The sequence below is a fragment of the Xylophilus sp. Leaf220 genome, assembly GCF_001421705.1.
Lineage (GTDB): Bacteria > Pseudomonadota > Gammaproteobacteria > Burkholderiales > Burkholderiaceae_C > Xylophilus.
Genome location: NZ_LMKO01000001.1, coordinates 901,320 through 925,189, shown reverse-complemented (window position 1 = coordinate 925,189; position 23,870 = coordinate 901,320). Strand labels below are relative to the sequence as shown.

General features: G+C 70.6%; 17 protein-coding genes. 14 read left to right on the top strand and 3 right to left on the bottom strand.

Features of this window, described 5'->3' with window-relative positions:
* Positions 1 to 83 precede the first annotated feature (83 nt).
* Both hemL and ASE76_RS04210 read right to left on the bottom strand, forming a co-directional pair.
* Positions 84 to 1,382, bottom strand: coding sequence for a glutamate-1-semialdehyde 2,1-aminomutase (gene hemL / locus ASE76_RS04215; RefSeq protein ID WP_055835033.1), 1,299 nt, complete (start codon positions 1,380 to 1,382; stop codon positions 84 to 86).
* A 24-nt stretch (positions 1,383 to 1,406) separates the two neighbouring features.
* On the bottom strand, positions 1,407 to 2,366 hold the full coding sequence (locus tag ASE76_RS04210) for a bifunctional hydroxymethylpyrimidine kinase/phosphomethylpyrimidine kinase (RefSeq protein ID WP_055835031.1): 960 nt from the start codon (positions 2,364 to 2,366) through the stop codon (positions 1,407 to 1,409).
* A gap of 162 nt (positions 2,367 to 2,528) precedes the next feature.
* Here ASE76_RS04210 and ASE76_RS19870 point away from each other — a divergent pair, with 162 nt between their 5' ends.
* The 7 genes from ASE76_RS19870 to ASE76_RS04180 all read left to right on the top strand — a co-directional run bounded on the left by ASE76_RS19870 (position 2,529) and on the right by ASE76_RS04180 (position 15,797).
* A complete protein-coding gene (locus ASE76_RS19870; protein ID WP_082447910.1) occupies positions 2,529 to 2,702 on the top strand; it encodes a rubredoxin in 174 nt (57 codons plus the stop codon).
* A gap of 63 nt (positions 2,703 to 2,765) precedes the next feature.
* Entirely contained in the window at positions 2,766 to 3,164 is a 399-nt protein-coding gene (locus tag ASE76_RS04205; RefSeq protein ID WP_055835028.1) for a PleD family two-component system response regulator, read from the top strand.
* On the top strand, positions 3,165 to 3,530 hold the full coding sequence (locus ASE76_RS04200) for a response regulator transcription factor (RefSeq protein ID WP_055835025.1): 366 nt from the start codon (positions 3,165 to 3,167) through the stop codon (positions 3,528 to 3,530).
* A gap of 13 nt (positions 3,531 to 3,543) precedes the next feature.
* On the top strand, positions 3,544 to 4,128 hold the full coding sequence (locus tag ASE76_RS04195) for a chemotaxis protein CheW (protein ID WP_055835022.1): 585 nt from the start codon (positions 3,544 to 3,546) through the stop codon (positions 4,126 to 4,128).
* 22 nt (positions 4,129 to 4,150) lie between these two features.
* Positions 4,151 to 6,466, top strand: coding sequence for a methyl-accepting chemotaxis protein (locus ASE76_RS04190; RefSeq protein WP_055835020.1), 2,316 nt, complete (start codon positions 4,151 to 4,153; stop codon positions 6,464 to 6,466).
* A gap of 43 nt (positions 6,467 to 6,509) precedes the next feature.
* Entirely contained in the window at positions 6,510 to 13,043 is a 6,534-nt protein-coding gene (locus tag ASE76_RS04185) for an Hpt domain-containing protein (protein WP_055835017.1), read from the top strand.
* A gap of 345 nt (positions 13,044 to 13,388) precedes the next feature.
* Positions 13,389 to 15,797, top strand: coding sequence for a PAS domain-containing protein (locus tag ASE76_RS04180; protein WP_082447900.1), 2,409 nt, complete (start codon positions 13,389 to 13,391; stop codon positions 15,795 to 15,797).
* 10 nt (positions 15,798 to 15,807) lie between these two features.
* Here the strand turns inward: ASE76_RS04180 and ASE76_RS04175 are convergent, their stop codons facing one another.
* Complete coding sequence (locus ASE76_RS04175; RefSeq protein ID WP_055835011.1) at positions 15,808 to 17,298, bottom strand: deoxyribodipyrimidine photo-lyase; 1,491 nt, start codon at positions 17,296 to 17,298, stop codon at positions 15,808 to 15,810.
* 182 nt (positions 17,299 to 17,480) lie between these two features.
* Between ASE76_RS04175 and ASE76_RS04170 the strand changes: the two genes are divergently transcribed.
* From ASE76_RS04170 to ASE76_RS04140, 7 genes are all read left to right on the top strand, one after another.
* Positions 17,481 to 18,080: a YqgE/AlgH family protein gene (locus tag ASE76_RS04170; RefSeq protein WP_055835009.1), complete on the top strand. Its 600-nt coding sequence runs from the start codon at positions 17,481 to 17,483 to the stop codon at positions 18,078 to 18,080.
* Positions 18,081 to 18,220: 140 nt separating this feature from the next.
* On the top strand, positions 18,221 to 18,643 hold the full coding sequence (ruvX, locus tag ASE76_RS04165) for a Holliday junction resolvase RuvX (protein WP_055835006.1): 423 nt from the start codon (positions 18,221 to 18,223) through the stop codon (positions 18,641 to 18,643).
* Positions 18,640 to 19,170: a bifunctional pyr operon transcriptional regulator/uracil phosphoribosyltransferase PyrR gene (gene pyrR, locus ASE76_RS04160; protein WP_055835003.1), complete on the top strand. Its 531-nt coding sequence runs from the start codon at positions 18,640 to 18,642 to the stop codon at positions 19,168 to 19,170. Before ruvX ends, pyrR begins: the two co-directional genes overlap by 4 nt.
* Before the next feature lies 1 nt (position 19,171).
* The gene (locus ASE76_RS04155) at positions 19,172 to 20,134 is read left to right on the top strand and encodes an aspartate carbamoyltransferase catalytic subunit (protein ID WP_055835000.1); all 963 of its coding nucleotides are present in this window, start codon (positions 19,172 to 19,174) and stop codon (positions 20,132 to 20,134) included.
* Complete coding sequence (locus tag ASE76_RS04150; RefSeq protein ID WP_055834997.1) at positions 20,131 to 21,438, top strand: dihydroorotase; 1,308 nt, start codon at positions 20,131 to 20,133, stop codon at positions 21,436 to 21,438. Before ASE76_RS04155 ends, ASE76_RS04150 begins: the two co-directional genes overlap by 4 nt.
* A 140-nt stretch (positions 21,439 to 21,578) precedes the next feature.
* On the top strand, positions 21,579 to 22,364 hold the full coding sequence (locus tag ASE76_RS04145; RefSeq protein WP_055834995.1) for a 1-acyl-sn-glycerol-3-phosphate acyltransferase: 786 nt from the start codon (positions 21,579 to 21,581) through the stop codon (positions 22,362 to 22,364).
* 178 nt (positions 22,365 to 22,542) lie between these two features.
* The gene (locus tag ASE76_RS04140) at positions 22,543 to 23,760 is read left to right on the top strand and encodes a Yip1 family protein (RefSeq protein WP_055834993.1); all 1,218 of its coding nucleotides are present in this window, start codon (positions 22,543 to 22,545) and stop codon (positions 23,758 to 23,760) included.
* The last annotated feature ends 110 nt before the right edge of the window (positions 23,761 to 23,870 follow it).

The following is a 23,870-nucleotide window of genomic DNA, read 5'->3' as shown; positions in this document are numbered from 1 at the left end:
GGGGCGGTGGGCACCCCGGCAGGCCTTTCTCAAGCGAATAGTAGCCGCAGCCGGCGCAGGACGCCGGCCTCTAGCTATGAAAACTATAGCGTCGCGAAAACGTCGCGTGCCGCGGCCACCGTCTCGGCGATGTCGGCCTCGGTGTGGGCGGCGCTGACGAAGCCCGCCTCGTACAGCGCAGGTGCGATGTAGACGCCGCGGTCGAGCAGACCGTGGAACAGCCGGTTGAACCGGTCGCCTTCGGTCTTCATCACCTGGCCGTAGTTCTGCGGCAGGGCATCCAGCAGGAAGAAGCCGAACATGCCACCTTCGCATTCGCCCGAGAACGGCACGCCCGCAGCCGCCGCGGCGGCGCTCAGCCCGTCGACCAGCGACCGGGTGCGGGCCGAGAGCGCCTCGAAGAAGCCCGGCTTGCCTATCTCCTTCAAGGTCGCCAGGCCGCAGGCGGTCGCCACCGGATTGCCCGACAGCGTTCCTGCCTGGTAGACCGGGCCGAGCGGCGCCAGGTGCTCCATGATCGCCCGCGACGCGCCGAAGGCCGCCAGCGGCATGCCGCCGCCGATCACCTTGCCGAGCACGGTGATGTCGGGCCGGATTCCCAGCACCTGCTGCGCGCTGCCCAGGCCCACCCGCAGGCCGCTCATCACCTCGTCGAACACCAGCAGGGCGCCGTGGCGGGTGCACAGGTCGCGCATCGCCTGCGCGAAGGGCTGCGAACTGCGCACGAAATTCATGTTGCCGGCGATCGGCTCGACCATCACGCAGGCGATCTCGGCGCCGTGCTCGGCGAAGGCGGCTTCCAGGTCGGCGACGTTGTTGTACTCCAGCACCAGCGTGTGCTGGACCACCTCGGGCGGCACGCCGGCGGACGTCGGGTGGCCGAAGGTGGCCAGGCCCGAGCCCGCCTTGACCAGCAGTGCGTCGGCATGGCCGTGGTAGCAGCCTTCGAACTTGACGATGGTCTTGCGGCCGGTCACGCCGCGGGCCAGGCGGATCGCGCTCATGCCGGCCTCGGTGCCCGAGCTCACCAGGCGCACCATCTCGATCGACGGCACCAGGCGGATGATCTCCTCGGCCAGTTCGATCTCGCGCTCGGTCGGCGCGCCGAAGGAGAAGCCGTCGACGGCCGCCTTCTGCACCGCCTCCAGCACCGCGGGATGGCCGTGGCCCAGGATCATCGGCCCCCAGGAGCCGATGTAGTCGATGAAGCGCTGGCCGTTGGCATCCCAGAAATAGGCGCCGTGGGCCCGCTCGACGAAGCGCGGCGTGCCGCCGACGGCGCGGAAGGCGCGCACCGGGGAGTTGACGCCGCCGGGGATCACCGCGCGGGCACGCTCGAAAAGGGGAATGTTGCGGTCGGGGAATGGTGCGGAAGCGTTCACGTGTGGGTCTGCGGGTCGGGTGGTCTAGTGTTGGGTGTCGCGGGGCGGCATCACGAAGCCTTCGAGGGCCTGGCGTTCCGGGTCCGCCACGGCGGGGTCGATCTCGTCGTCTTCGTCGTGCTCGTCGTCGTCGGGGTCGCCCTGCGCCCAGAACATGCGGTCGGGCAGCACGTTGCCCATGCCGGGGCGAAAGCCCGCGTCCAGGCAGCGGTCGAGGTAGTGCAGCGCCTCGCTGGTCGCCTCGCCCAGGTCCTTGCCGTTGGCGAGCAGGGCGGCCAGCGCGGCCGAGAGGGTGTCGCCCGCGCCGGAGAACACCGCGTCGAACAGCTCGAACTTGCCGCTGCCCAGCACCGCCTGCGGCGAGACCAGCACGTTCTCGACGAACTGCTCGGGCAGCGGCACGCCGGTCACCAGGGTGTAGGGCACCCCGGTCTCGGCCGCGGCCTTGGCGATGTCGCGGGGCGTGGGGCTGCGGGTGTGCGACCAGTCGGGCAGCAGCCAGCGCCAGAGGGTGCTGTGGTTGCCCACCAGCAGCGTGGTCTGGGGCAGCAGCAGTTCGCGGAACGCGTCGAGGTAGGCCTCGATGTCGTCCTCGGCCCACCAGGAGAGGTCGGGCATGTAGGCGACCAGCGGAATGTCCTCGTAGTCGGCCGCGATCTCGGCGATGGTGCTGACGTTCTCGGGCGTGCCCACGAAGCCGACCTTGATCACGTCGACCTCGATGTCCTCCAGCACCGCGCGCGCCTGCTCAGCCACCGCCTCCTCGTCGAGCGCGAAGTGGTCGAAGATGCGGGCGCTGTCGCGGGCGTAGGCGCCGGTGGCGACGGTCAGCGCGTGGCCGCCGACCGAGGCGACGGTGACCGCGTCGGCCGCCAGGCCGCCGGCCCCGCTCGGGTCGCTGGCGTTGAACACCATCACGCAGGCGGGCGCTTCGTCTTCCGCCAGTTCTGCTTCTTCGGGGACGTCGGGTGTGGGCTGGTTCATGGTCGGCGATCGAAAGCAGAAGAAGCCCCGGCGGTGGACGCCGGCGGTGCGAGTGCCCATTGTGCAACGCCCTCTCCGCCCGGCTCCGTCTTGCAGCGGCTACAGTGACGGGGACCGACTCGATACAATCGTTGACACATTATTAGAAGGCCCCTTAAGCTGATGACTGACCCTAAAACTTGGATGTGTCTGATATGCGGGTGGATTTACGACGAATCCGCCGGCGTTCCCGAGGACGGCATCGCTGCCGGCACCCCGTGGGACCAAGTACCGATGAACTGGACATGTCCGGAATGCGGTGCGCGCAAGGAAGACTTCGAAATGGTCCAGATTTGATTACCGGATAGCCCGCATGCCCGTGGGCCGTCCGACCTGAAAAACAACCCAGGGAGCGGCCTCGTGAGCAACAGCCCAAAAAGCTGCAAGGTGTTGGTGGTGGACGACAGCAACACCATCCGCCGCAGCGCGGAAATCTTTCTCAAGCAGGGCGGCCACGAGGTTCTGTTGGCGGACGACGGTTTCGACGCGCTCGCCAAGGTCAACGACTACCAGCCCCAGCTGATCTTCTGCGACATCCTGATGCCGAAGCTCGACGGCTACCAGACCTGCGCGATCATCAAGCGCAATGCGCGCTTCGCACGTACGCCTGTCGTCATGCTGTCTTCCAAGGACGGTGTATTCGACAAGGCGCGCGGCCGCATGGTCGGTTGCCAGGACTACCTCACCAAACCATTCACCAAGGACCAACTGCTCATCGCGGTGCAGCAGTTCGGCCACGCTTTCGAAGGGGCGATCTAAATGCCTATCCACAAGGTTCTGGTCGTGGACGACTCCAAGACCGAACTCCTCTTTCTCTCCACGCTCCTGCAAAAGGGCGGCTTCCAGGTGCGCACCGCCGAGAACGCCGAAGAGGCCTTCCGCAGCCTCGCCGCCGAGAAGCCCGACATGATCCTGATGGACGTGGTGATGCCCGGCCAGAACGGCTTCCAGCTGACCCGGGCGATCAGCCGCGACCCGCTCTACGCCGACGTGCCGATCGTCATGTGCACCAGCAAGAACCAGGAGACCGACAAGGTCTGGGGCATGCGCCAGGGCGCCCGCGGGTATCTGACCAAGCCCGTCGACCCGGCCGAACTGCAGGCCACCATCGCCGCCCTGGGCTGAACCCGCTGCCGCCATGTCCAATCGTCAGACGCTGCGTGATCTGCAGACCCGGCTGGCCGCGCGGCTCCAGGCGGCGCGCACCGAAGGCGCATCGGTCGCCTGGCTGGCCGCCGAGGCCGGCGGACAGAGCTACCTGTTCCCGCTGAGCCAGGCGGGCGAGATCTTCCCCTGGACGCCGGTGCAGCCGGTGCCCTACACCCAGCCGTGGTTCCTGGGCGTCGCCAACCTGCGCGGCGGTCTCTGCGGCGTGGTCGATTTCATCCGGTTCGCCGCCGAGCAGGGTGCCGCCGGCACGCCGGCCGACGGCCAGCCGGCCGATGCGGGAGCGCTGTCCGCCTCCGGCCAGCGCGCCGACGCGCTCACCGGAGAGGCCAGCCTGCTGTCCTTCAACGCCGCGCTGGACGTGCAGTGCGCACTGGTCGTCGACAAGCTCGCCGGCCTGCGCGGTGGGGAAGCCTTCGTCTCGGTGCGTCCGCCCGCCGAGGGCGGGCCGGCATGGCTCGGCCATGTGTATGTCGACGCGCAGGGCGGTGCCTGGCAGGAAGTCGACCTGCAGGTGCTGGCACAGCATCCGTTCTTCCTCAGCATCAGCAGTTGATTGTTCTTTTCAGGGTCCCACCATGTCTGTCGCCGACCAATTCGGAAAAATCTTCTCCCGCAACCCGGCGACGCCGGACGGCGCTCCCGGCGCCGGAACTGCGGCGCAGGGCCTGCCTGCGCGGGAGCCGGAGCCCGACACCGTGGCCATCTCCACCCACTACGTGAGCCCGTCGGCGGCGCCCGCCGGCGCGGCGGCAGAGCCGGCCAAGGGCAACGACGGTGGCGGCAAGGCGGTTTTCGAGGATTCCGAGCTGGTGGCGCTGCCGGTGCTCGGCCGGGCCACCATCAACCGCCACCAGCGGGTGCTCTACACGATCCTGGGCGTCGGCCTGCTGGCCCTCGCCGGTCTGGCCGCCACCTCGCTGACCCAGGCCAACCGAAGCGCGCAGCAGCTCGCCGCCACCGGCCAGGCACTGATGCAGTCGCAGCGGCTGGCCAAGTCGGTCACCCAGGCCATCATCGGCAGCCCGCAGGCCTTCCCCGACGTGGCGGAAAGCTCCGAGGTGCTGAGCCGCACCGCGAAGGCGCTCGACGTGGGCGACGACGGCATGCGGATCGCCGAACTGTCGTCCGCCTACCGGGCCGAGTTCCGCGAAGTGGCGCCGCTGATCGAGCGCGCCGAGCGCAACGCCAAGGTCGTGCTGGGCCAGGAAAAGATCCTGACCCAGGTGGGCGCCGCACTGCGCACCATCAACCGCCAGTCGTCCGACCTGCTCGAGATCGCGGAGACGGTGTCGGCCCTGAAGCTGCAGCAGAACGCATCGTCCGGCGACCTGTCGGCCGCCGGCCAGCTGGTGATGCTGACGCAGCGGATCGGCAAGTCGGCCAACGAATTCCAGACGTCGGAAGGCGTGAGCCCGGAGGCGGTGTTCCTGCTCGGCAAGGACTTGAACTCCTTCCGTGAAATCACCCAGGGCCTGCTCGACGGCAGCCCCGAACTGCGCCTGAGCGCCGCCCGCGATCCGCAGGTGCGCGAACAGCTCCAGGGCCTGCTGGCCCTGTACGAGAAGACCCGCGTCGAAGCCGGCGCCATCCTGGGCAACCTGCAGGGCCTGGTGTCGGCCCGCGAAGCCCAGACCGCCATCATCGCCGACAGCGAGCCGCTGCGCCGGGGCCTTGAAGTGCTGCAGCAGCGCCTGTCGCAGGATGCCCGCCTGAGCCTCGTCACCGTGCTGGCCATGGCCGTCATCGCCCTGATCGTGCTGGCTGCCGCCTTCGGCCTGGCGCGGGTGCTGCTGCTCGACAGCCGCAGCCGCCAGAGCGCTGCCGAGTCGCAGCGCCAGGAAGCCGAGACCCAGCAGTACGAAGCCGAGCGCGCCCAGCTCGAATCCAAGCGGGTCAACGACGCCAACCAGGCCGCCATTCTTCGGCTGATGAACGAATTGCAGACGGTGGCCGAGGGCGACCTGACCCAGGAAGCCACGGTGACCGAGGACATCACCGGCGCCATCGCCGACTCGGTGAACTACACGGTCGAAGAACTCCGGCTGCTGGTCGGCAACGTGCAGAACACGGTCACCCGGGTGGCCCAGACGACGGCGCAGGTGGACAGCACATCGACCGAGCTGCTCGCCGCCTCGACCGAGCAGCTACGCGAGATCCGCGAAACCGGCCGCTCGGTGCTCGACATGGCGTCGCGCATCAACGGCGTGTCGTCCCAGGCACAAGAGTCCGCCGCGGTGGCGCGCCAGTCGCTGGAAGCCGCCGACTCGGGCCTGCAGGCGGTGCAGAACGCGATCGGCGGCATGAACGCGATCCGCGACCAGATCCAGGACACCTCCAAGCGGATCAAGCGCCTGGGCGAATCCTCGCAGGAGATCGGCGAAATCACCGAGCTGATCTCGGACATTACCGAGCAGACCAACGTGCTGGCGCTCAACGCCGCCATCCAGGCCGCATCGGCCGGTGAAGCCGGCCGCGGCTTCTCGGTGGTGGCCGAAGAAGTGCAGCGACTGGCAGAGCGCTCCGGCGACGCGACGCGTCAAATCTCGGCGCTGGTGCGCGCGATTCAGACCGACACCCAGGACGCGGTGGCCGCCATGGAGCGTTCCACCCAGGGCGTGGTCGACGGTGCCCGGCTGTCCGACAGCGCCGGTACCGCGCTGACCGAGATCGACCGCGTGTCGCGCCGACTGGCCGACCTGATCGAGCAGATATCGTCCTCCACCTCCCGCGAGGCCGAACTGGCCAACGTGGTGGCCGACAACATCCAGCACATCTTCGCGGTGACGGAACAGACCGGCGAAGGCACCCGCACCACCGCCCAGCAGGTGCGCGAACTCTCCCGCATGGCGGAAGACCTGCGCGAGTCCGTGGCGCGTTTCAAGATCGCCTGAGTTCCTCGCTTTTCTCCATCGCCGCAACCTGCAGACGCCGCCCATGCAATTCCCAGACGCCGCCGACACAGGCCTCCACGAACGCGACCTGGGGCCGCTGGCCTGGGTTGCTGCAGAACTGCGGCGCGGGCTCGAAGGCGCGGTCAAGTCGCTGCGCCGCTTCGTCCGCGAAGCCGAAGCCGCGGGCCACTCGGACCCGGACCTGCTCGACACCGGCGCCTTGCGCGTCGCGCGGCAGCAACTGCACCAGGTGTCCGGTGCGCTGGAGATGGTCGGGATGGAGCCGACCGCGGTGGTCGTCCGCTCGATGGAGGCGAGCGTCAACAAGTTCTTGCAGAATCCTGCGGCCTGCGACGAGCCCGCCGTGGCGACGATCGAGCGGGCCGGTTTCGCGGTCGGCGAGTTCCTCGACACGGTGCTGGCCGGCAAGCACTATCCGGCCGTCGGCCTGTTTCCGCAGTACCGCGAGGTGCAGGCCTTGGCCGGCGCCGACCGTGCCCATCCGGCCGACCTGTGGCCCGCAGAGCGCCGCTCCGCCGAGCCTGCGGTGGTCGGCGCGCCCGAGCCGCTGGCCTACGGCGCCGCGGCCCGCGCGCAGCTCGACCAGGCGGTCCTGAGCGTCGTCAAGAGCGGCGATGTGGCGGCCGCACGGCGCCTGTCGGACCTGTCGCAGCGCTTCGCCGTCGCCCACGGGCCGGGCCAGGCCCAGGTGTTCTGGCGCATCTCGGCCGGGTTCTTCGAGGCCCTGGGCCTCGACCTGCTGCCGCGCGATGCGCATTCCAAGCGGGTGGCGTCCCGGGTGCTGATGCAGTACTCGGCCTTCGCCAAGGGCGACCAGACGGTCAACGACCGGCTGCTGCAGGACATGCTCTTCTTCTGCGCGCAGGCGCAGGGAGCCGAGTCGGCCGACGCGCCGGCCCTGGCCGCGGTGCGTTCGGCCTTCCGCATGCAGAAGGTCGAGCCGATCAACTACGACGTGCGCCGTTTCGGCCGCTTCGACCCGGTGCTGCTCGGGCAGGCGCGCAAGCGCATCGCCGCGGCGGCCGAGACCTGGTCGGCCCTGGCCGGCGGCGACCGGCAGAAGCTCAAGGCGGCCGCCGACCAGTTCAACCTGGTGGCCGATTCGCTGCGCCGCCTTCATCCGCAAAGCGCACCGCTCGCCCATGCGCTGACGCAGGCACTCGAGTCCACCGCCCGCAGCGGAGAGCCACCGGCCACCGCGCTGGCGATGGAAGTCGCCACCTCGATCCTCTACCTGCAGGCGGCCTACGAGGAGCTCGACACGCCCGACAGCGTGATGGCCGAGCGCGCAGGCCTGCTGGCCGGCCGCCTGGACCGTGCCCGCGGCGCGGCATCGCCGGAGCCGCTCGAGGAGTGGATGGAAGCGCTGTACCGCCGGGTCAGCGACCGCCAGACCATGGGCAGCGTGGTGGAAGAGCTGCGCATCACCCTGCGCGAAGCCGAGCAGTCGCTCGACCAGTTCTTCCGCGCACCGAACGACGTGGGGCCACTCACCGCGGTGCCGGGGCATCTGGCGCAGATGCGCGGCGTGCTGTCGGTGCTGGGCCTCGACCAGGCGTCCCAGGCGGTGATCCGCATGCGCGAATGCGTGGAACGCCTGCTGATGGGCGATCCGGCCGAGCCGATCGCCCGCACGGCGGTGTTCGACCGGCTGGGCAACAGCCTGGGCGCCCTGAGTTTCCTGATCGACATGCTGGGCTACCAGCCGACGCTGGCGCGGCGCCTCTTCGTCTACGACGAACAGCGTGGCGAACTGCGCATCGTCATGGGCCGCAGCCGGGTGCGCGCGAGCGACGACGCCCCCACGCCCGCAGCCGACAACCGCCATCCGGTGCCGCTGCCGGCCGTGGTACCCGCAGAAAACGAACCCGTGCTGCAGGATTCCGTGCCGCCAACGGTCGAGACGCCTGCGGCCGCGCCGGCGACGGCCATCGCGGCTGCGGCCGCTCCCGTGGCAGCTGCCGCCCCGGCGCAACAGGCGCCGGTCGCCGCGCCCGCACCGGCTCCGGCCCCCACGCCGGAAGACGACGACGCCGAACTGCGCGAGATCTTCCTGGAGGAAGCACGCGAAGTGATCGCCAACGGCCTCGAGTCGGTCTCGAACCTCGACGGCCACCCGGGCGACCTGAGCGAGCAGACGACGCTGCGCCGGGCGTTCCATACCCTCAAGGGCAGTTCGCGGATGGTCCAGCTCGACCGCTTCGGCGAAGCCGCCTGGGCGATGGAGCAGGTGTTCAACGCCTGGCTGGCCGAGCAGCTGCCGATGCCCGAGAGCCACCGTGTGATGGCGCGCCGCGCGCTGGAAGCGTTCGGCCGCTGGGCCCGGGACATCGAGAACGACCAGGATGCCGCCTGGTCGCCCGAGCCCTTCGTGGCCGCGGCCGACGCGCTGCGGCTGGGCGGCGCGAGCGTGCCGCTGCTGGTGCCGGGCGGGGAGGTGCCGACGGCCCTGTCGGTGGTGCCCGAAGCGGTCGATCCACAGGGCTACGAAGTCAGCGACGCCTCGGAAGAGGAGTGGGCCGACACCGTCATGTCGGAAGACGACGGGCCGGACGAGGCTCCCGTGGAAGCGGACCCTGTGCCGGAAGCGGTCGAGCCGCAGCCGCTGCTCGACGCGGCGCACCTCAGCTTCGACGCTCCGCCGGACGATGCGAACGCCGACGCCGTGAGCCTGTTCACGCCCGACGACTACCGTGCACCGGCCGCGGGCGATTCGGCCGCGCAGCCCTTCCTGCTGGAAGACCCGGTCGATGCCGCCGCGATGCCGGAGGTCCCGCCCGATACCCAGAACCTCCAGATCGACGAAGTCGACTTCGCGGAGTTCACCGCCGCCCTGACCGAGTCGGACCGGAAGTCGCCGACGACCGCCGAACCGGTGCAGCCCGCCGAAGTCGCTGCGGATGCCCCGGCTGGCGAATTCGGCTCCGCACCGGTCTACGACCTGCCGGCGCAGGCGTCCGCCGAGCCGTCGCATCCGAACGCCGACGACACGTTGCCGACGCTGTCGGACGAGTTCACCCTCGCCGATGCGACACCGGCCGAGGAGCCGGTCCCGGCATCCGTCGCCGCGCCGACGCTCGACCCAGGCGCCGCCGACGCGCTGGCGCCGGCCGAGCCGGATGCGGTGCCGGTCGTCGAGGCGACGCCGCTCGACCAGGCATCCGCCGAGCCGATCGCTGCAGAGGCTGCGATCGAGGACGCCGACGCGCCCTCGGCGGACGCCGGGGCGCAAGACGACACCCCGGATGTCCCCGGTGCCGATATCCCCGTCGCCGCGCTGCCGGTCCTCGACGACATCGTCATGGGCCTGGATGCGGAAGACGACGTCAAGGTCATCGAGACGCTGCGGATCCCGATTCCGCTCTACAACGTCTACCTCAACGAGGCCGACGAGTGGTCGCGCCGCCTGCTGACGACGCTCGGCGAGTGGTCGCTGGAACTGCACCGCCGCCTGCCCGAGAGTGCCGAGCAACTCGCCCATTCGCTGGCCGGCAGTTCGGCCACCGTGGGGTTCGAGGCGCTGTCGAAGGTTTCGCGGCTGCTCGAACATGCGCTGCAGCATGCGCGCAACGACCAGGGCACGGTGCACCAGGCCGGCGTCTTCGTCGACGCGGCCGAAGATATTCGCCACCTGCTGCACCAGTTCGCCGCCGGTTTCCTGAAGGAGCCGCGTCCGCGTTTGATGCGCGCCTTGCAGGCGATCCTGGACAGCGACAACTCCCAGTCCGACGAAGTGCCGTCGGCCGCCAGCTTCCTGCGTGTCGCCGACGACGATTCCGACCGCATGCTCGCGGAGGAAGCCGAAGCCGAAGCCGAGGCCCCTGCCGAATCCGACACGGGCTCCGAACCGTACACCGAGGTCGCCACCGATCCGCCACCGCCGGTCGCCGAGCCGTCGGTGCCGGCAGAGACGGCAGAGACGGCGCGGGAGGAGGCCGGTGCAGAAGAGGAGCCGGTGCCCGATGCCGCGGTCGCGGCAGACCTGCCGGACACCTCCGTCGCCGCCGAGGACGACCTGCCGGTGCTGCAGGCGCCCGCCGAGCCCGATGCCGCGGCGCTGCCGGAGCCTGCGAGCTTCTCGCTTCCGCCCGCGGCCGAAGCCGAGCCCGAGTCGGAAGAAGCGGCCCAGCGCCGCATCGACGACACCATCGCCCGCTCGGTCGGGGCCGGCGCTTCGCTCGGCGACGACATCGACGTGGTCGACGTGGTCGATACCGAGCTGTTCCCGATCTTCGAGGAAGAGGCGCTCGAGCTGCTGCCCCAGTTGGGCAACGCGTTGCGCCAATGGGGTGCCCGCCCCGAGAACGACCGGGCCCGCGCCGAAGTGCTGCGGGCCCTGCACACCCTCAAGGGCAGCGCACGGCTGGCCGGTGCGATGCAACTGGGCGAACTGGCCCACCGCTTCGAGACCGAGATCGACGAACTCGGCCCCGAGGTCAGCGACGCGTCCGCGATCGAGCCGCTCTTCGCGCACGCCGATGCGCTGCGGAGCAATTTCGAGAAACTCCGCGCCGGAGCCGATGTCGATGCCGACACGCCGGTCCAGCCCGCGGTGCCCGACGCGGCACCGGCCGCAGAGCCGGCCGCCGCGCCCGAGGCTTCGCCCGCCGCACCGGTGGCGGTGCCGGGCCGCGGCGTGCCGGTGCCGGTCCGCCAACCGATCGCTGCGGCGGCCCGCAGCGCGGCCGGCCCGTCGGTCCGGGTGCGCTCGGCGCTGCTCGACCGCTTGGTGAACCAGGCGGGCGAGGTGATGATCAGCCGCTCGCGCCTCGAATCGCGCCTGGGGCAGATGCAGGGCTCGCTCGGCGACCTGACCGGCAACCTGGAGCGCCTGCGGCGCGAGCTGCGGGACATCGAGGTGCAGGCCGAATCGCAGATGCAGTCGCGCCTGGCGCTCGCCAAGGACACGGCGGCGGGCTTCGATCCGCTGGAATTCGACCGCTTCACCCGGGTGCAGGAGCTGACCCGGATGATGGCCGAGTCGGTCGACGACGTGGCCACGGTGCAGCGCAACCTACAGCGCGCGATGCAGGGCACCGAAGACGAACTGGTCGCCCAGGGGCGCCAGGCCCGGGAGCTGCAGCGCGACCTGCTGCGGACCCGGATGGTGGAGTTCGAGGGCATCGCCGACCGGCTCTATGCGGTGGCACGCCAGGCCGCCAAGGAAACCGGCAAGCCGATCACGCTCGACATCACCGGCGGCGCGGTCGAGATGGACCGCGGCGTGCTGGAGCGCCTGGCGCCGGCCTTCGAGCATCTGCTGCGCAATGCGGTGGTGCACGGCATCGAGGATGCGGCCACCCGTGCCGCCGCCGGCAAGCCGGCCACCGGCACGATCACCATCGGCCTGCACCAGGAAGGCAACGACGTCGCGGTGGAGTTCCGCGACGACGGCGCGGGCCTGGACCACGACCGCATCCGCGCCAAGGCCCGCACGCTGGGGCTGCTGGACGGGCTGCCCGAACCCGACGATGCGCAGGCCGCGCAACTCATCTTCCAGCCGGGCTTCAGCACCGCGACGCAGATCACCGAACTGGCCGGCCGGGGCATCGGCATGGACGTGGTGCGCACCGAGGTGCAGGCGTCGGGCGGCCGCATCGAGATCCGCTCGCAGAAGGGCGAGGGCACCCGGTTCCGCCTGATCCTGCCGCTGACCACCGCGGTGACGCAGGTGGTGATGGTGCGCGCCGGCAACGTCGTGTTCGCGGTGCCGGCTACCGTGGTGGAGGTGGTGCGGCGGGCGACGCCGGCCGAGCTCGACGGCGCCTACGCGTCCGACACCTTCGCCCACGACGGCGAGGCGGTCCCCTTCTTCTGGACCGGCGCGCTGCTCGGCTCCTCCGACGCCAGCCACGAGCCGCCGGCCCGCACCCGCCCGGTGATCGTGTTCCGCAGTGCGCAGCAGCGCCTGGCGCTGCACGTCGACGAAGTGCTGGGCCACCAGGAAGTGGTGGTGAAGAACCTGGGGCCGCAGCTGGTGCGCCTGCCGGGCCTCTCGGGCATGTCGGTGCTGCCGTCCGGCGCGGTGGTGCTGATCTACAACCCGGTGGCCTTGGCCAGCGTGCACGGCGAACGCGTCCGGGCGCAGCTGGCGGAGCGGCGCGAAGCGGCGGCCGTGCAACAGGTCGAAGGCCTGGAGCCGGCCGCTCCGGGCCTGGCGCCCGAGGCCAACCGCGCGGTGCCGCTGGTGCTGGTGGTGGACGATTCGATCACCGTGCGCCGCGTCACCCAGCGCCTGCTGCGCCGCGAAGGCTACCGTGTCGCACTGGCGGCCGACGGGCTGCAGGCGCTGGAGCGCCTGCAGGAGGAGCGGCCGTCGCTGGTGCTGTCGGACATCGAAATGCCGCGCATGGACGGCTTCGACCTGGCGCGCAACATCCGCGCCGACGACCATCTGCGCGACCTGCCGATCGTGATGATCACCTCGCGCATCGCCGCCAAGCACCGCGAGCATGCGATGGCGCTGGGCGTGAACCACTACCTCGGCAAGCCGTATCCCGAAGAGGAGCTGCTGGGCCTGGTGCGGCGCTACTGCCTGGCGGCGACCCCTGCCTGAGGCGGCGGGCCGGACGGTGGGACGTCCGGCCGCAGCCTCGTTCCGGATGCGGACGAGGTTTTGGACGATTCGGGGCTGAAGCCGGCGTTGCACGACGGCTTCTAGCTATGAAATAAATAGCAAATCGTTTCGGCGCACCGAAGAGCGCACGAAAGGCGCAGGCGCCGCCCACCGCACGTTCGGCCCAACCCACGACAGGTGATGGACGCGGCTGTGCAGCCGGTCCATGGCTGGCGCATCTGCGAACCCGGCCGCCGGGCGGTGCGATCTGCGCAACACGCCGATCCGCCTGCCCGCCGATAATCCGCGTCAGCCCGTTTGCGAGTGCCGGGCGCCCCACGCCCCATGCCGCCCACACCACCTTCCGTACCCGCTCCGACCGACGACGACCTGCTGCATGCGCGGCGTTGCGCGGCCATGGTCCGCAGTGCCGTCGATTTCGCGGTCATCGCGACCGATGTGCAGGGCATCGTCACCGACTGGAATCCCGGCGCCGAGCACGTCCTGCACTGGACGCGAGCCGAGATGCTGGGCCACACCGCCGACCGCATCTTCCTGCCCGAAGACCGCGCGGTTGACCGGATGGGAACCGAGATGCGGTGCGCGCTGCGAGACGGCCGCGCCAGCGACGAACGGTGGCACATGCGGCAGGACGGCAGCCGCTTCTGGGCCAGCGGCGAGCTGATGCCCCTGCGGGCGGAGGACGGAACCCACATCGGCTACGTGAAGATCCTGCGCGACTTCACCGCCCAGCGCGAGGCGGCCGACCAGCAGCGGCTCGAGTCGGAATTCATGCGCGGCGTCCTCGCTTCGTCGGGCGACTGCATCAAGGTGCTCGACCTGGACGGCCGGCTCGTCTACATGAGCGAGGGCGGCCAGTCGGTCATGGAGGTCGACGATTTCGCCGCGGTGCGCGGTTGCCCCTGGCCCGATTTCTGGGAGGACGAGGGCAACCTGTCGGCGGTGGCGGCCATCGCCGCGGCACGGGCCGGGCGGGCAGGGCACTTCCAGAACTTCGCCAACACCCTCAAGGGCCGCCGGCGGTTCTGGGACGTGCAGGTCACGCCGATCCTGGGCCGCGATGGCCTGCCCGAGCGGCTGCTGGCGGTATCCCGCGACATCACCAGCACCAAGGAGGCCGAGCGCCGGCTGGCGCTCAGCCAGGAGCGGCTCGATCTGGCGTTGGGCGCCTCGGACATGGTGGGCATCTGGGACTGGGACCTGGCCTCCAACCTGCTGTACGCCGACGCCCGGTTCGCCCGCTTCTATGGCGTGGACCCGGAGCGCGGCGAGTCGGGCGCACCGATCGAGGAATACCTGCGGGCGGTGCACCCCGACGACCTGGCGCGGATCCGCGACGAATTCCGTGCGCTGTTCGGCAACGGCGGCGACTACGCGTCCGACTACCGGGTGGTGCAGCCCGACGGCGCGGTGCGCTGGGTCTCGGCGCGAGGCCGGCTGGTGCGGGATGCCGAAGGGCGGCCGCTGCGGTTTCCTGGCGCGTCGGTGGAGATCACCGCCCGCAAGCGGGCCGAGACCACGGTGCGCGAGGCCAACGAGCTGCTCGAGACCCGCATCGCCGAAGCGCTGGCCCTGCGCGCCACCGCCGAAGACGCCCTGCGCCAGTCGCAGAAGATGGAGGCGGTCGGCCAGCTCACCGGCGGCCTGGCGCACGATTTCAACAACCTGCTGGCCAGCATCAGCGGCAGCTTCGACCTGCTGCGCCGGCGCCTGGCGCAGGGCCGGCATGCCGACCTCGACCGCTACATCGACATCGGTCGCGGCGCGACCGAGCGGGCCGCGGCGCTCACCCACCGGCTCCTGGCCTTCTCGCGGCGCCAGACGCTCGATCCCAAGCCGACCAGCGCCAACCGCCTGGTCCAGGGCATGGAAGAGCTGATCCGCCGCACCGTGGGCCCCGAGATCCGCACCACGCTCGCGCTGGAGGACGGCCTGTGGTCGACGCTGGTCGATCCGCACCAGCTCGAGAACGCGCTGCTCAACCTGTGCATCAACGCACGGGACGCCATGCCCTTCGGCGGCCACTTGCTGGTCAAGACCTGCAACCGGACGCTGACCGACGCCGTCGCCACCGAATCCGGCATGGTGGCGGGGGACTACGTGGCGCTCGACGTGACCGACTCGGGGTCCGGCATGTCGCCCGAGGTCGTGCAGCGGGTGTTCGAGCCCTTCTTCACCACCAAGCCGCTCGGCATGGGAACCGGCCTGGGCCTGTCGATGGTCTACGGCTTCGCCAAGCAGTCGGGCGGCGAAGTGCGCATCGCCTCGGAGCCCGGCCTGGGCACCTCTGTCTGCATCTACCTGCCACGCCATGCGATGGACGAGACGCCGCAGGCAGCCCGGTTGCCGCTGGCCACGCCGCGCGGCGCGCAGGGCGAGACGGTGCTGGTGGTGGACGACGAGAGTGCGGTGCGGATGCTGATCCTCGACGCGTTGCAGGACCAGGGCTACACCGTGCTGGCCGCGGCCGACGGCGACGGTGCGATGTCGATCCTGCGCTCCGACGTGCGGGTGGACCTGCTGGTCACCGACGTCGGCCTGCCGGGCGGCATGAACGGCCGCCAGATCGCCGACGCGGCACGGGTCGACCGGCCGGGGCTGCCGGTGCTCTTCGTCACCGGCTATGCCGAAGGCGCCATGTCGGGCGAAATGCCGTCCGGCATGCACCTGCTGGCCAAGCCGTTCTCGATGGACCTGCTGAGCGCCCGGGTCCGCGAACTGATCCCGCTCTGACGCACCGGGCTCAGGCCCGCGCCTTCTTCACCGCGCCGTAGCGCTCCAGCGTCTTCTCGCGGGCCAGGGCGTGCTCGACGATGGGTCGGGGGTAGTCCTTGCCGAGCGCCAGCCCTGCGGCTTCCAGGTCGACCGGCTTGGCCTGCCAGGGCATGTGGACCAGGTCGTTGGGCAGGCGCGCCAGCTGGGGCAGGTAGCGGCGGATGAACCTGCCCTCGGCATCGAACTTCTGGCTCTGCGTGACCGGGTTGAAGATGCGGAACCAGGGCTGGGCGTCGCAGCCGGTGGAGGCGGCCCATTGCCAGTTGCCGTTGTTGCTGGAGAGTTCGAAGTCGTTGAGGTGCAGCGCGAAGTAGGCTTCGCCGCGGCGCCAGTCGATGCCCAGGTCCTTCACCAGGAAGGCCGCCGTCACCATCCGCAGGCGGTTGTGCATGTAGCCGGTGCGGTTGATCTGCAGCATCGCCGCATCGACCAGCGGGTAGCCGGTGCGGCCCTCGCACCAGGCGGCGAAGGCGGCGTCGGCCTGCTTGCCGTGCTCCCATTTGATCGCGTCGTACTCGGGCCGGTAGGCGTGGCCGATGACGTGCGGCGAGTGGTGCATCACCTGGAAGAAGAAATCGCGCCAGATCAGCTCGCTGAGCCAGACCGCCGCGCCCTGGCTGCCGTGCAGGCTGAGCTGGTGCGCGGTGGCGGCCAGCCGCCGGATCGACACGGTGCCGAAGCGCAGGTGCACCCCGAGGTAGCTCGGCCCCTTGGCGCCGGGGAAATCGCGGGTGCGGCCGTAGTCGTCGATGCGGTCGAAGAAATCCTCGAACAGGCTGTGCGCGCCGCTGGCGCCGGTCGGGATCTGCAGCTCCGACAGGTTGGTGGCCTCGAAGCCCAGCGCGGTCAGGGTCGGCACCGCATGCCGGTGCGCCGCGGGCCGCGGGGCCAGCGCGCGCACGTACTTGGCCACCGGATAGGCCTTCAGCTGGTAGTCGTCGAGCTTCTTCAGCCACGCGTTCTTGTACGGCGTGTACACGCCGAAGGGGGTACCCGCCTGGGTCATCACCTCGTCGCGGGCGAAGATGGAATGGTCCTTGTAGAGCTGCAGCACGATGCCGGCATTGGCCAGCGCACCCAGCACCTGCGCGTCGCGGTTCAGGGCGCCGGGCTCGTCGTCCTGCCCGGCGAAGACCGCCTGCACGCCGAGCGACTTCGCCAGCACCGCGACGTCGTGCTCGGCCTTCGCATGCCGCACGATCAGGCCGGCGGCCGGGTCTTCTGCCAGGCGCCTGAGGTCGGCGTCGAGTTCCACCAGCGAGGCCTGGATGAACTCCACCCGGCGGTCGGCGCGCGGCAGCGGGTCGAGGATGTCGGTGTCGAAGACGAAGCAGCAGTACACCCTGCGGCAGCTGCGCAGCGCATGGTAGAGCGGTGCGTTGTCGTCGGTGCGCAGGTCGCGCCGGAACCAGACCAGGCCGGCGTCGAACTTCGGGGAATCGGAATGCTGCATGGGCATGGTTCGGAGTGGGTGGAGGGGGCCGGCACGCGGCCGCCGCGAATATGGACCGGCACAGCGCCGCGCGGCAAGTGCGCGGCGCGCGCCGGTATGGCGTTTGTCGCCGGTTCCGACGTGCGGCCGGTTACCCGCTGTGTCCGGCGGCGTCCGGGCGGCGGCGGGCGAGCCTTTAAAATCGCCGCATGGCAGCCGACTCCGATCCCATCAACCTGACGCATCACTTTCTGATTGCCATGCCCGGGATGGAGGACGAGTCCTTCGCCCGCAGCGTGATCTATCTCTGCGAGCACAGCCCCCAGGGCGCGCTGGGGCTGATGATCAACAAGCCCAGCGACATCAACCTGCGCCGCCTGTTCGACAAGGTCGATCTGTCGCTGCGGCGCGAAGACCTCTCCGACACGCCCGTCTTCAACGGCGGCCCGGTCCAGACCGAACGCGGCTTCGTGCTGCACGAGGCGATGCGGGCCGACGTGCCCGACGCGGACGAGTCGGTCTACGCCTCGACGATGACCATTCCCGGCGGCCTGGAGATGACCACCTCGAAGGACGTGCTGGAAGCGCTCTCCACCGGCGCCGGCCCGCGCCGGGTGCTGGTGACGCTCGGCTACTCGTCCTGGGGCGAGGGCCAGCTGGAGAGCGAACTGGCCGAGAACGCCTGGCTCACCGTCGGCGCCGACCTGTCGGTGATCTTCGACGTGCCGGTGGACGAGCGCTACGACCGCGCGCTGAAGCTGCTCGGCCTCGAGGCCTGGATGATCTCCCCCGACGCGGGGCATGCCTGAATGGCTCCCCCCCAGGCTTGCTCACTGCGTGCAGCCGCCGACCCCCTACCGGGGGCGCCACTGGCGGCCCGACAAGTCGGTTCCGCGGTGGCCGCTGCAGGTGCAGCCCGGGCGCAGGCGTTGTTGGCGAGGTGCGTTGGATGAGCCCACCCCCGTCCCCCGTGTCCGACGTCCCGTCCCACTTCCAGAGCTTCCTGGCCTTCGATTTCGGCCTGAAGCGCACCGGCGTCGCCTCGGGCAACCGGCTGCTGAAGACCGCCACGCCCCAGGCCACCGTGGCCGCCGAGGGCGACGCCCGCTTCGCACCCATCGGCAAGCGGATCGCGGAATGGCAGCCCGACGCGCTGGTGGTCGGCGTGCCCTTCCATCCCGACGGCGCGGCGCACGAGAACACCCGCCGCGCCCGCAAGTTCGCCCGCCAGCTGCACGGCCGCTTCGGCCTGCCGGTCTACGAGGTGGACGAGCGCTACAGCACCACCGAGGCACTGTCCGGCGGCGCGCGCGATGCCGACGCCGCCTCGGCCTGCATCATCCTCGAACAGTTCCTGAGGACCCTTCCATGACGATTCCCGAATCCTCCGCCACCACCGCGGCCAAGAGCCTGGTGCTCGACGCCGAGGCGCTCTACCAGGAGCTGCTGCGCGGCCTGCAACGGCTGGTCACGCCGCGCACCCGCCTGGTCGGCATCGCCTCGGGCGGTGTCTGGCTGGCCGCCCGGCTGCAGCAGGACCTGGGCCTGGCGGACGCGGCCGGCACCATCTCGTCGGCGATGCACCGCGACGATTTCGCCCAGCGCGGCCTGGCCGCCAGCGCGCAGACCACGCTGCCCTTCGACGTGAACGGCGCCGACGTGATCCTGCTCGACGACGTGCTCTACACCGGCCGCACGATCCGCGCGGTACTGAACGAGCTGTTCGACTACGGCCGTCCGGCCAGTGTCAGGCTGGCGGTGCTGGTCGACCGCGGCGGCCGCGAGCTGCCGGTGCAGGCCGACTTCGCCGCCGCCCGCGTCGCGCTGCCGGGCAGCCAGCAACTGGCGCTGGAGCAGGGCCCGGACGGCCGCCTCAGCTTCCAGGTGGAGAGCGTCTGACATGCTCTACAAACGCAATCCCCAACTCAACAAGAACGGCGAGCTGGTCCACCTGCTGTCGATCGAAGGGCTGCCGAAGGACATCGTCACCCACATCCTCGACACTGCGGCCAACTTCGTCAGCGTGAACGACCGCGAGGTCAAGAAGGTGCCGCTGCTGCGCGGCAAGAGCGTGTTCAACCTGTTCTTCGAGAACAGCACCCGCACCCGCACCACCTTCGAGATCGCGGCCAAGCGGCTGTCGGCCGACGTGCTCAACCTCGACATCGCGCGCAGCTCGGCCACCAAGGGCGAGTCGCTGCTCGACACCATCGCCAACCTGAGCGCGATGGCGGCCGACATCTTCGTGGTGCGCCACAGCGAATCGGGCGCGCCCTACCTGATCGCCCAGCATGTGGCGCCGCATGTGCACGTGATCAACGCCGGCGACGGACGGCATGCGCACCCCACCCAGGGGCTGCTCGACATGTACACGATCCGCCACTACAAGAAGGACTTCAGCAACCTCACCGTCGCGATCGTCGGCGACGTGCTGCACTCCCGCGTGGCCCGCTCCGACATCCACGGCCTCACCACGCTCGGCTGCGCCGAAGTGCGGGTGGTCGGCCCGCGCACACTGGTGCCGGCCGACATGGCGCAGATGGGGGTGAAGGTGTTCCACACGCTGGAGGAGGGCATCCAGGGCTGCGACGTGGTCATCATGCTGCGGCTCCAGAACGAACGGATGAGCGGCGCGCTGCTGCCGTCGAGCCAGGAGTACTTCCGCAGCTTCGGCCTGACGCCCGAGAAGCTGCGCCTGGCCAAGCCCGACGCGATCGTGATGCACCCGGGCCCGATCAACCGCGGCGTGGAGATCGATTCGGCGGTCGTCGACGGCCAGCAGAGCGTGATCCTGCCGCAGGTGACCTTCGGCATCGCGGTGCGCATGGCGGTCATGAGCATCGTCGCGGGGAATGAGGCATGAACATCCTGATCCAGAACGGCCGGGTGATCGATCCGGCCACCGGTTTCGATAAAAAAGTGCCGCTGGCCGTTGCCGCCGGCCGGCTTCTAGCTATAGAAAACATAGCGCCCGACTTCGTGCCCGACCGCACGCTCGACGCGACCGGCTGCATCGTCGTGCCGGGCCTGATCGACCTGGCGGCGCGGCTGCGCGAGCCGGGCCACGAGCACGAGGGCATGCTCGATTCCGAGATGGCCGCGGCGGTGGCCGGCGGCGTGACCGGCCTGGTCTGCCCGCCCGACACCGACCCGGTGCTCGACGAGCCCGGCCTGGTCGAGATGCTGAAGTTCCGCGCCGAGAAGCTGCACCGCGCGCGCCTCTTCCCGCTGGGCGCGCTCACCCGGGGCCTGGCCGGCGAGGTGCTGACCGAGATGGCCGAACTGACCGAATCCGGCTGCGTCGGCTTCGGCCAGGCCGAAGTGCCGCTGCAGAGCACCCAGGTGCTGCAGCGCGCGCTGCAGTACGCCGCCACCTTCGGCTACACCGTCTGGCTGCGGCCGCAGGAGCTCTACCTGGGCAAGGGCGTGGCCGCCAGCGGGCCGCTGGCGACGCGGCTGGGCCTGTCGGGCGTGCCGGTGGCGGCCGAGACGATCGCGCTGCACACCATCTTCGAGCTGCTGAAATCCACCGGCGCCCGGGTCCATCTGTGCCGCCTGAGCAGCGCCGCCGGGATCGACCTGGTGCGCCGCGCCAAGGCCGAGGGCCTGCGGGTGACGGCCGACGTCAGCATCAACTCCCTGCACCTGACCGACGCCGACATCGGCTTCTTCGACAGCCGCGCCCGCCTCAATCCGCCGCTGCGCCAGCAGCGCGACCGCGACGCGATCCGCGCCGGCCTGGCCGACGGCACGATCGACGTGCTCGTCTCCGACCACACCCCGGTCGACGAAGACGCCAAGACGCTGCCCTTCGCCGAGGCCGAGCCCGGCGCCACCGGCCTGGAACTGCTGCTGAGCCTGGCGGTGAAATGGGCCGACGAATCGGGCAGCGGCAATGCCGGCCTGCTGCGAGCGCTGTCGGTGCTGACCCACGCGCCCGCCGCCGTGCTGGGCGGATCGCTGGGCACGCTGCAGGCCAGCCTGGGCCGGCTGGCGCCCGGCGGCGTGGCCGACATCTGCATCTTCGACCCGGTCGCGCGCTGGACGGTCGGCGCCGACACGCTGCGCAGCCAGGGCAAGCACACGCCGTTCTCCGGCTACGAGCTGCCGGCGCAAGTGCGCTGGACGCTGGTCGGCGGGCAGATCGCATACGCGCGGCATGGCTGACGCCGGGCTGCGGGGCGGCCGGGCGACGGCGGGGCACCCGACCTCCGGTGACCGCCGTGCGCCGGCTGTGCCGGTGGCGGGTTCGGCGATCCGCCCATGCCGCCGGTGAGCGCGCCCGGCCAGGCGCGGCCCGCCGCGCGATGACGTCCCCGCTCCGCCATCTGCAGGCCGGCTGGCGCATCCTGCGCGCCGCGGCGCACGGCGCGCGCGGCCTTTGGCTGATCCGCCGACACTTCCCCGGCTTCACCCCGGACGAGCGCGAGGCTTGCATCGAGGACTGGGCGCGCGGGATGCTGACCATCCTCAACGTCGCCCTGCGGGTGGAAGGCCGGCGGCCCGACGGCGGCCCGCTGCTGCTGGTGGCCAACCATACGTCGTGGCTCGACATCCTGGCGGTGCAGGCCGCGCGCAGCTGCCGCTTCGTCGCCAAAGCTGAGGTGCGGCGCTGGCCGCTGATCGGGGTGGTGGCCGCCGCGGCCGGCACCCTGTTCATCGAACGCGCCTCGCGCCGCGACGCGGTGCGGGTGGTGCACCACATGGCCGAGAGCCTGTCGGCCGGCCATGTGGTGACGGTGTTCCCCGAAGGCACCACCGGCAACGGCGAGGTGCTGCTGCCGTTCCACGGCAACCTGCTGCAGGCGGCGATCGCCACCGACGTGCCCGCGCTGCCGGTGGGCATCCGCTTCCTCGATGCGGCCACCGGCGCGCCGTCGGCCCTGGCGGCCTACGTGGACGACGACACGCTGGTCGCCTCGCTCTGGCGCACCCTGACCGGCCCGCCGCTGGTGGCCGTCGTGCACTTCGGCCTTCCCGGCCCTGCGGCCGGCCGCGACCGGCGGGCCTGGGCCGCTGCGCTGCATGCCGAAGTCGACCTTCTGCGCCGCGGCCTCGTGCCGCCGGATTGCTCTCGAAACAATAGCGGGTAGTCGGCATGCAGCAAGCCTGCAAGCGGTTCCGGCGCAGAATGGGGCGATCCGGCCGCGTCCATCGGCTACGCCCTGAAACAAAAAACGACCCGCGCTGCACAGTGCGGCCGCCCGGTTCGCGCATCATCCAGCCCCCGGCCGCTACAGACGTGCGGCCGGCGCCTTTCCTGCCTACCCTATGAGCCTGATCCACCGCATCCAGAACCTGCTGCTGCAGCCCCGCACCGCCTGGCGCCGCATCGACGACACCCCGATCGGCTCCGCACGCATCGTCCGCCATCTCCTGCTGCTGGCCCTGGTGCCGGCGATCTGCGGCTTCATAGGCCTGTCGGTCGTCGGCGCCCAGGCTGCGGGTGTCACCGTCCGGCTGCCGTGGGAGCAGGGGCTGGTCCATGCGGCCGCCACCTACTGCATGCTGGTGGTGGGAGTGCTGGTGGTGGCGCTGGTGGCCCACGTGGTGGCGCCGACCTTCGGCGGCCGGGCGCACCGGGAGAGCGCCTTGAAGATCGCGGTGTACGGCAGTGCCGCCGCCTTGGTGGGCGGCGTGTTCCTGCTGGTGCCGGCGCTGTCGATGCTCTGGCTGCTGGCCGTGCTGTACGCGGCCTACGTGGTGTTCGCCGGTCTGCCCTCGGTGATGCGCAGCGCGCCGCAGAAGACCGTGCCCTACGCCGCGGTGCTGGTGCTGGCCGGCGCGGTGGTCGGCCTGTTGCTGTCGGCTGCCATGACCCGGCTGACCGCGCACGGCATGGAGGCTGCCGACATCACGGTGCAGACGCCGGGCGGCAAGGTGCGGCTGGACGCCGCCAGCCTGGAGGCGGCGTCGCAGAAGATCTCGGATGCGGCCCAGCGGATGGAAGCTGCCAGCGAACGCCAGGGCGCCGCCGCGGCAGGGCAGGGCGCCGCGCCGACGGTGGGCACGCCGCCCGTCACCGGCGGCGACCCCGACACCGGCGCGGTGCCGGCACCGGCCCTGAAGGCGGCCCTGCCCGAGACGCTGGGCGCCTTCCAGCGCACCGCCATCGAGATGCACGGAGGGCAGGTCACCGGCCGCGTCAACAGCAACGCCCGCGCCGACTATTCCAACGGCGAGCAGCGGATGCGCATAGAGATGATCGACCTCGGCGCGATGAGCAAACTGATGGCCTCCGCCGGCGCCGCTGTGCAGGGCGAGCGCGAGAACAGCAGCGTGTCCGAACGCACCTGGCAGGAGAACGGCCGGACCCTGCACGAGAATTTCCGCAAGGACGGCAGCTCTGCCCAGTACACCACCACCCTGCGCAACGGCGTGGTGGTCGAGGTGACCGGCACCCGGATGAACCTCGACGAGGTGAAGGCCGCCTCCAGCCTGCTCGACCTGGCCACGCTCGAGAAGCTGCAGCGCCGCACCCTGCCCTGAGCGCCGCGCATGAGAAAAGCCGCCGCGGCTTGCACCGGGGCGGCTTTATCTTTGGTGGAAGCTGGGATCAGAACACGCCGAAGATCTTCAACAGGATGATCAACCCGAGC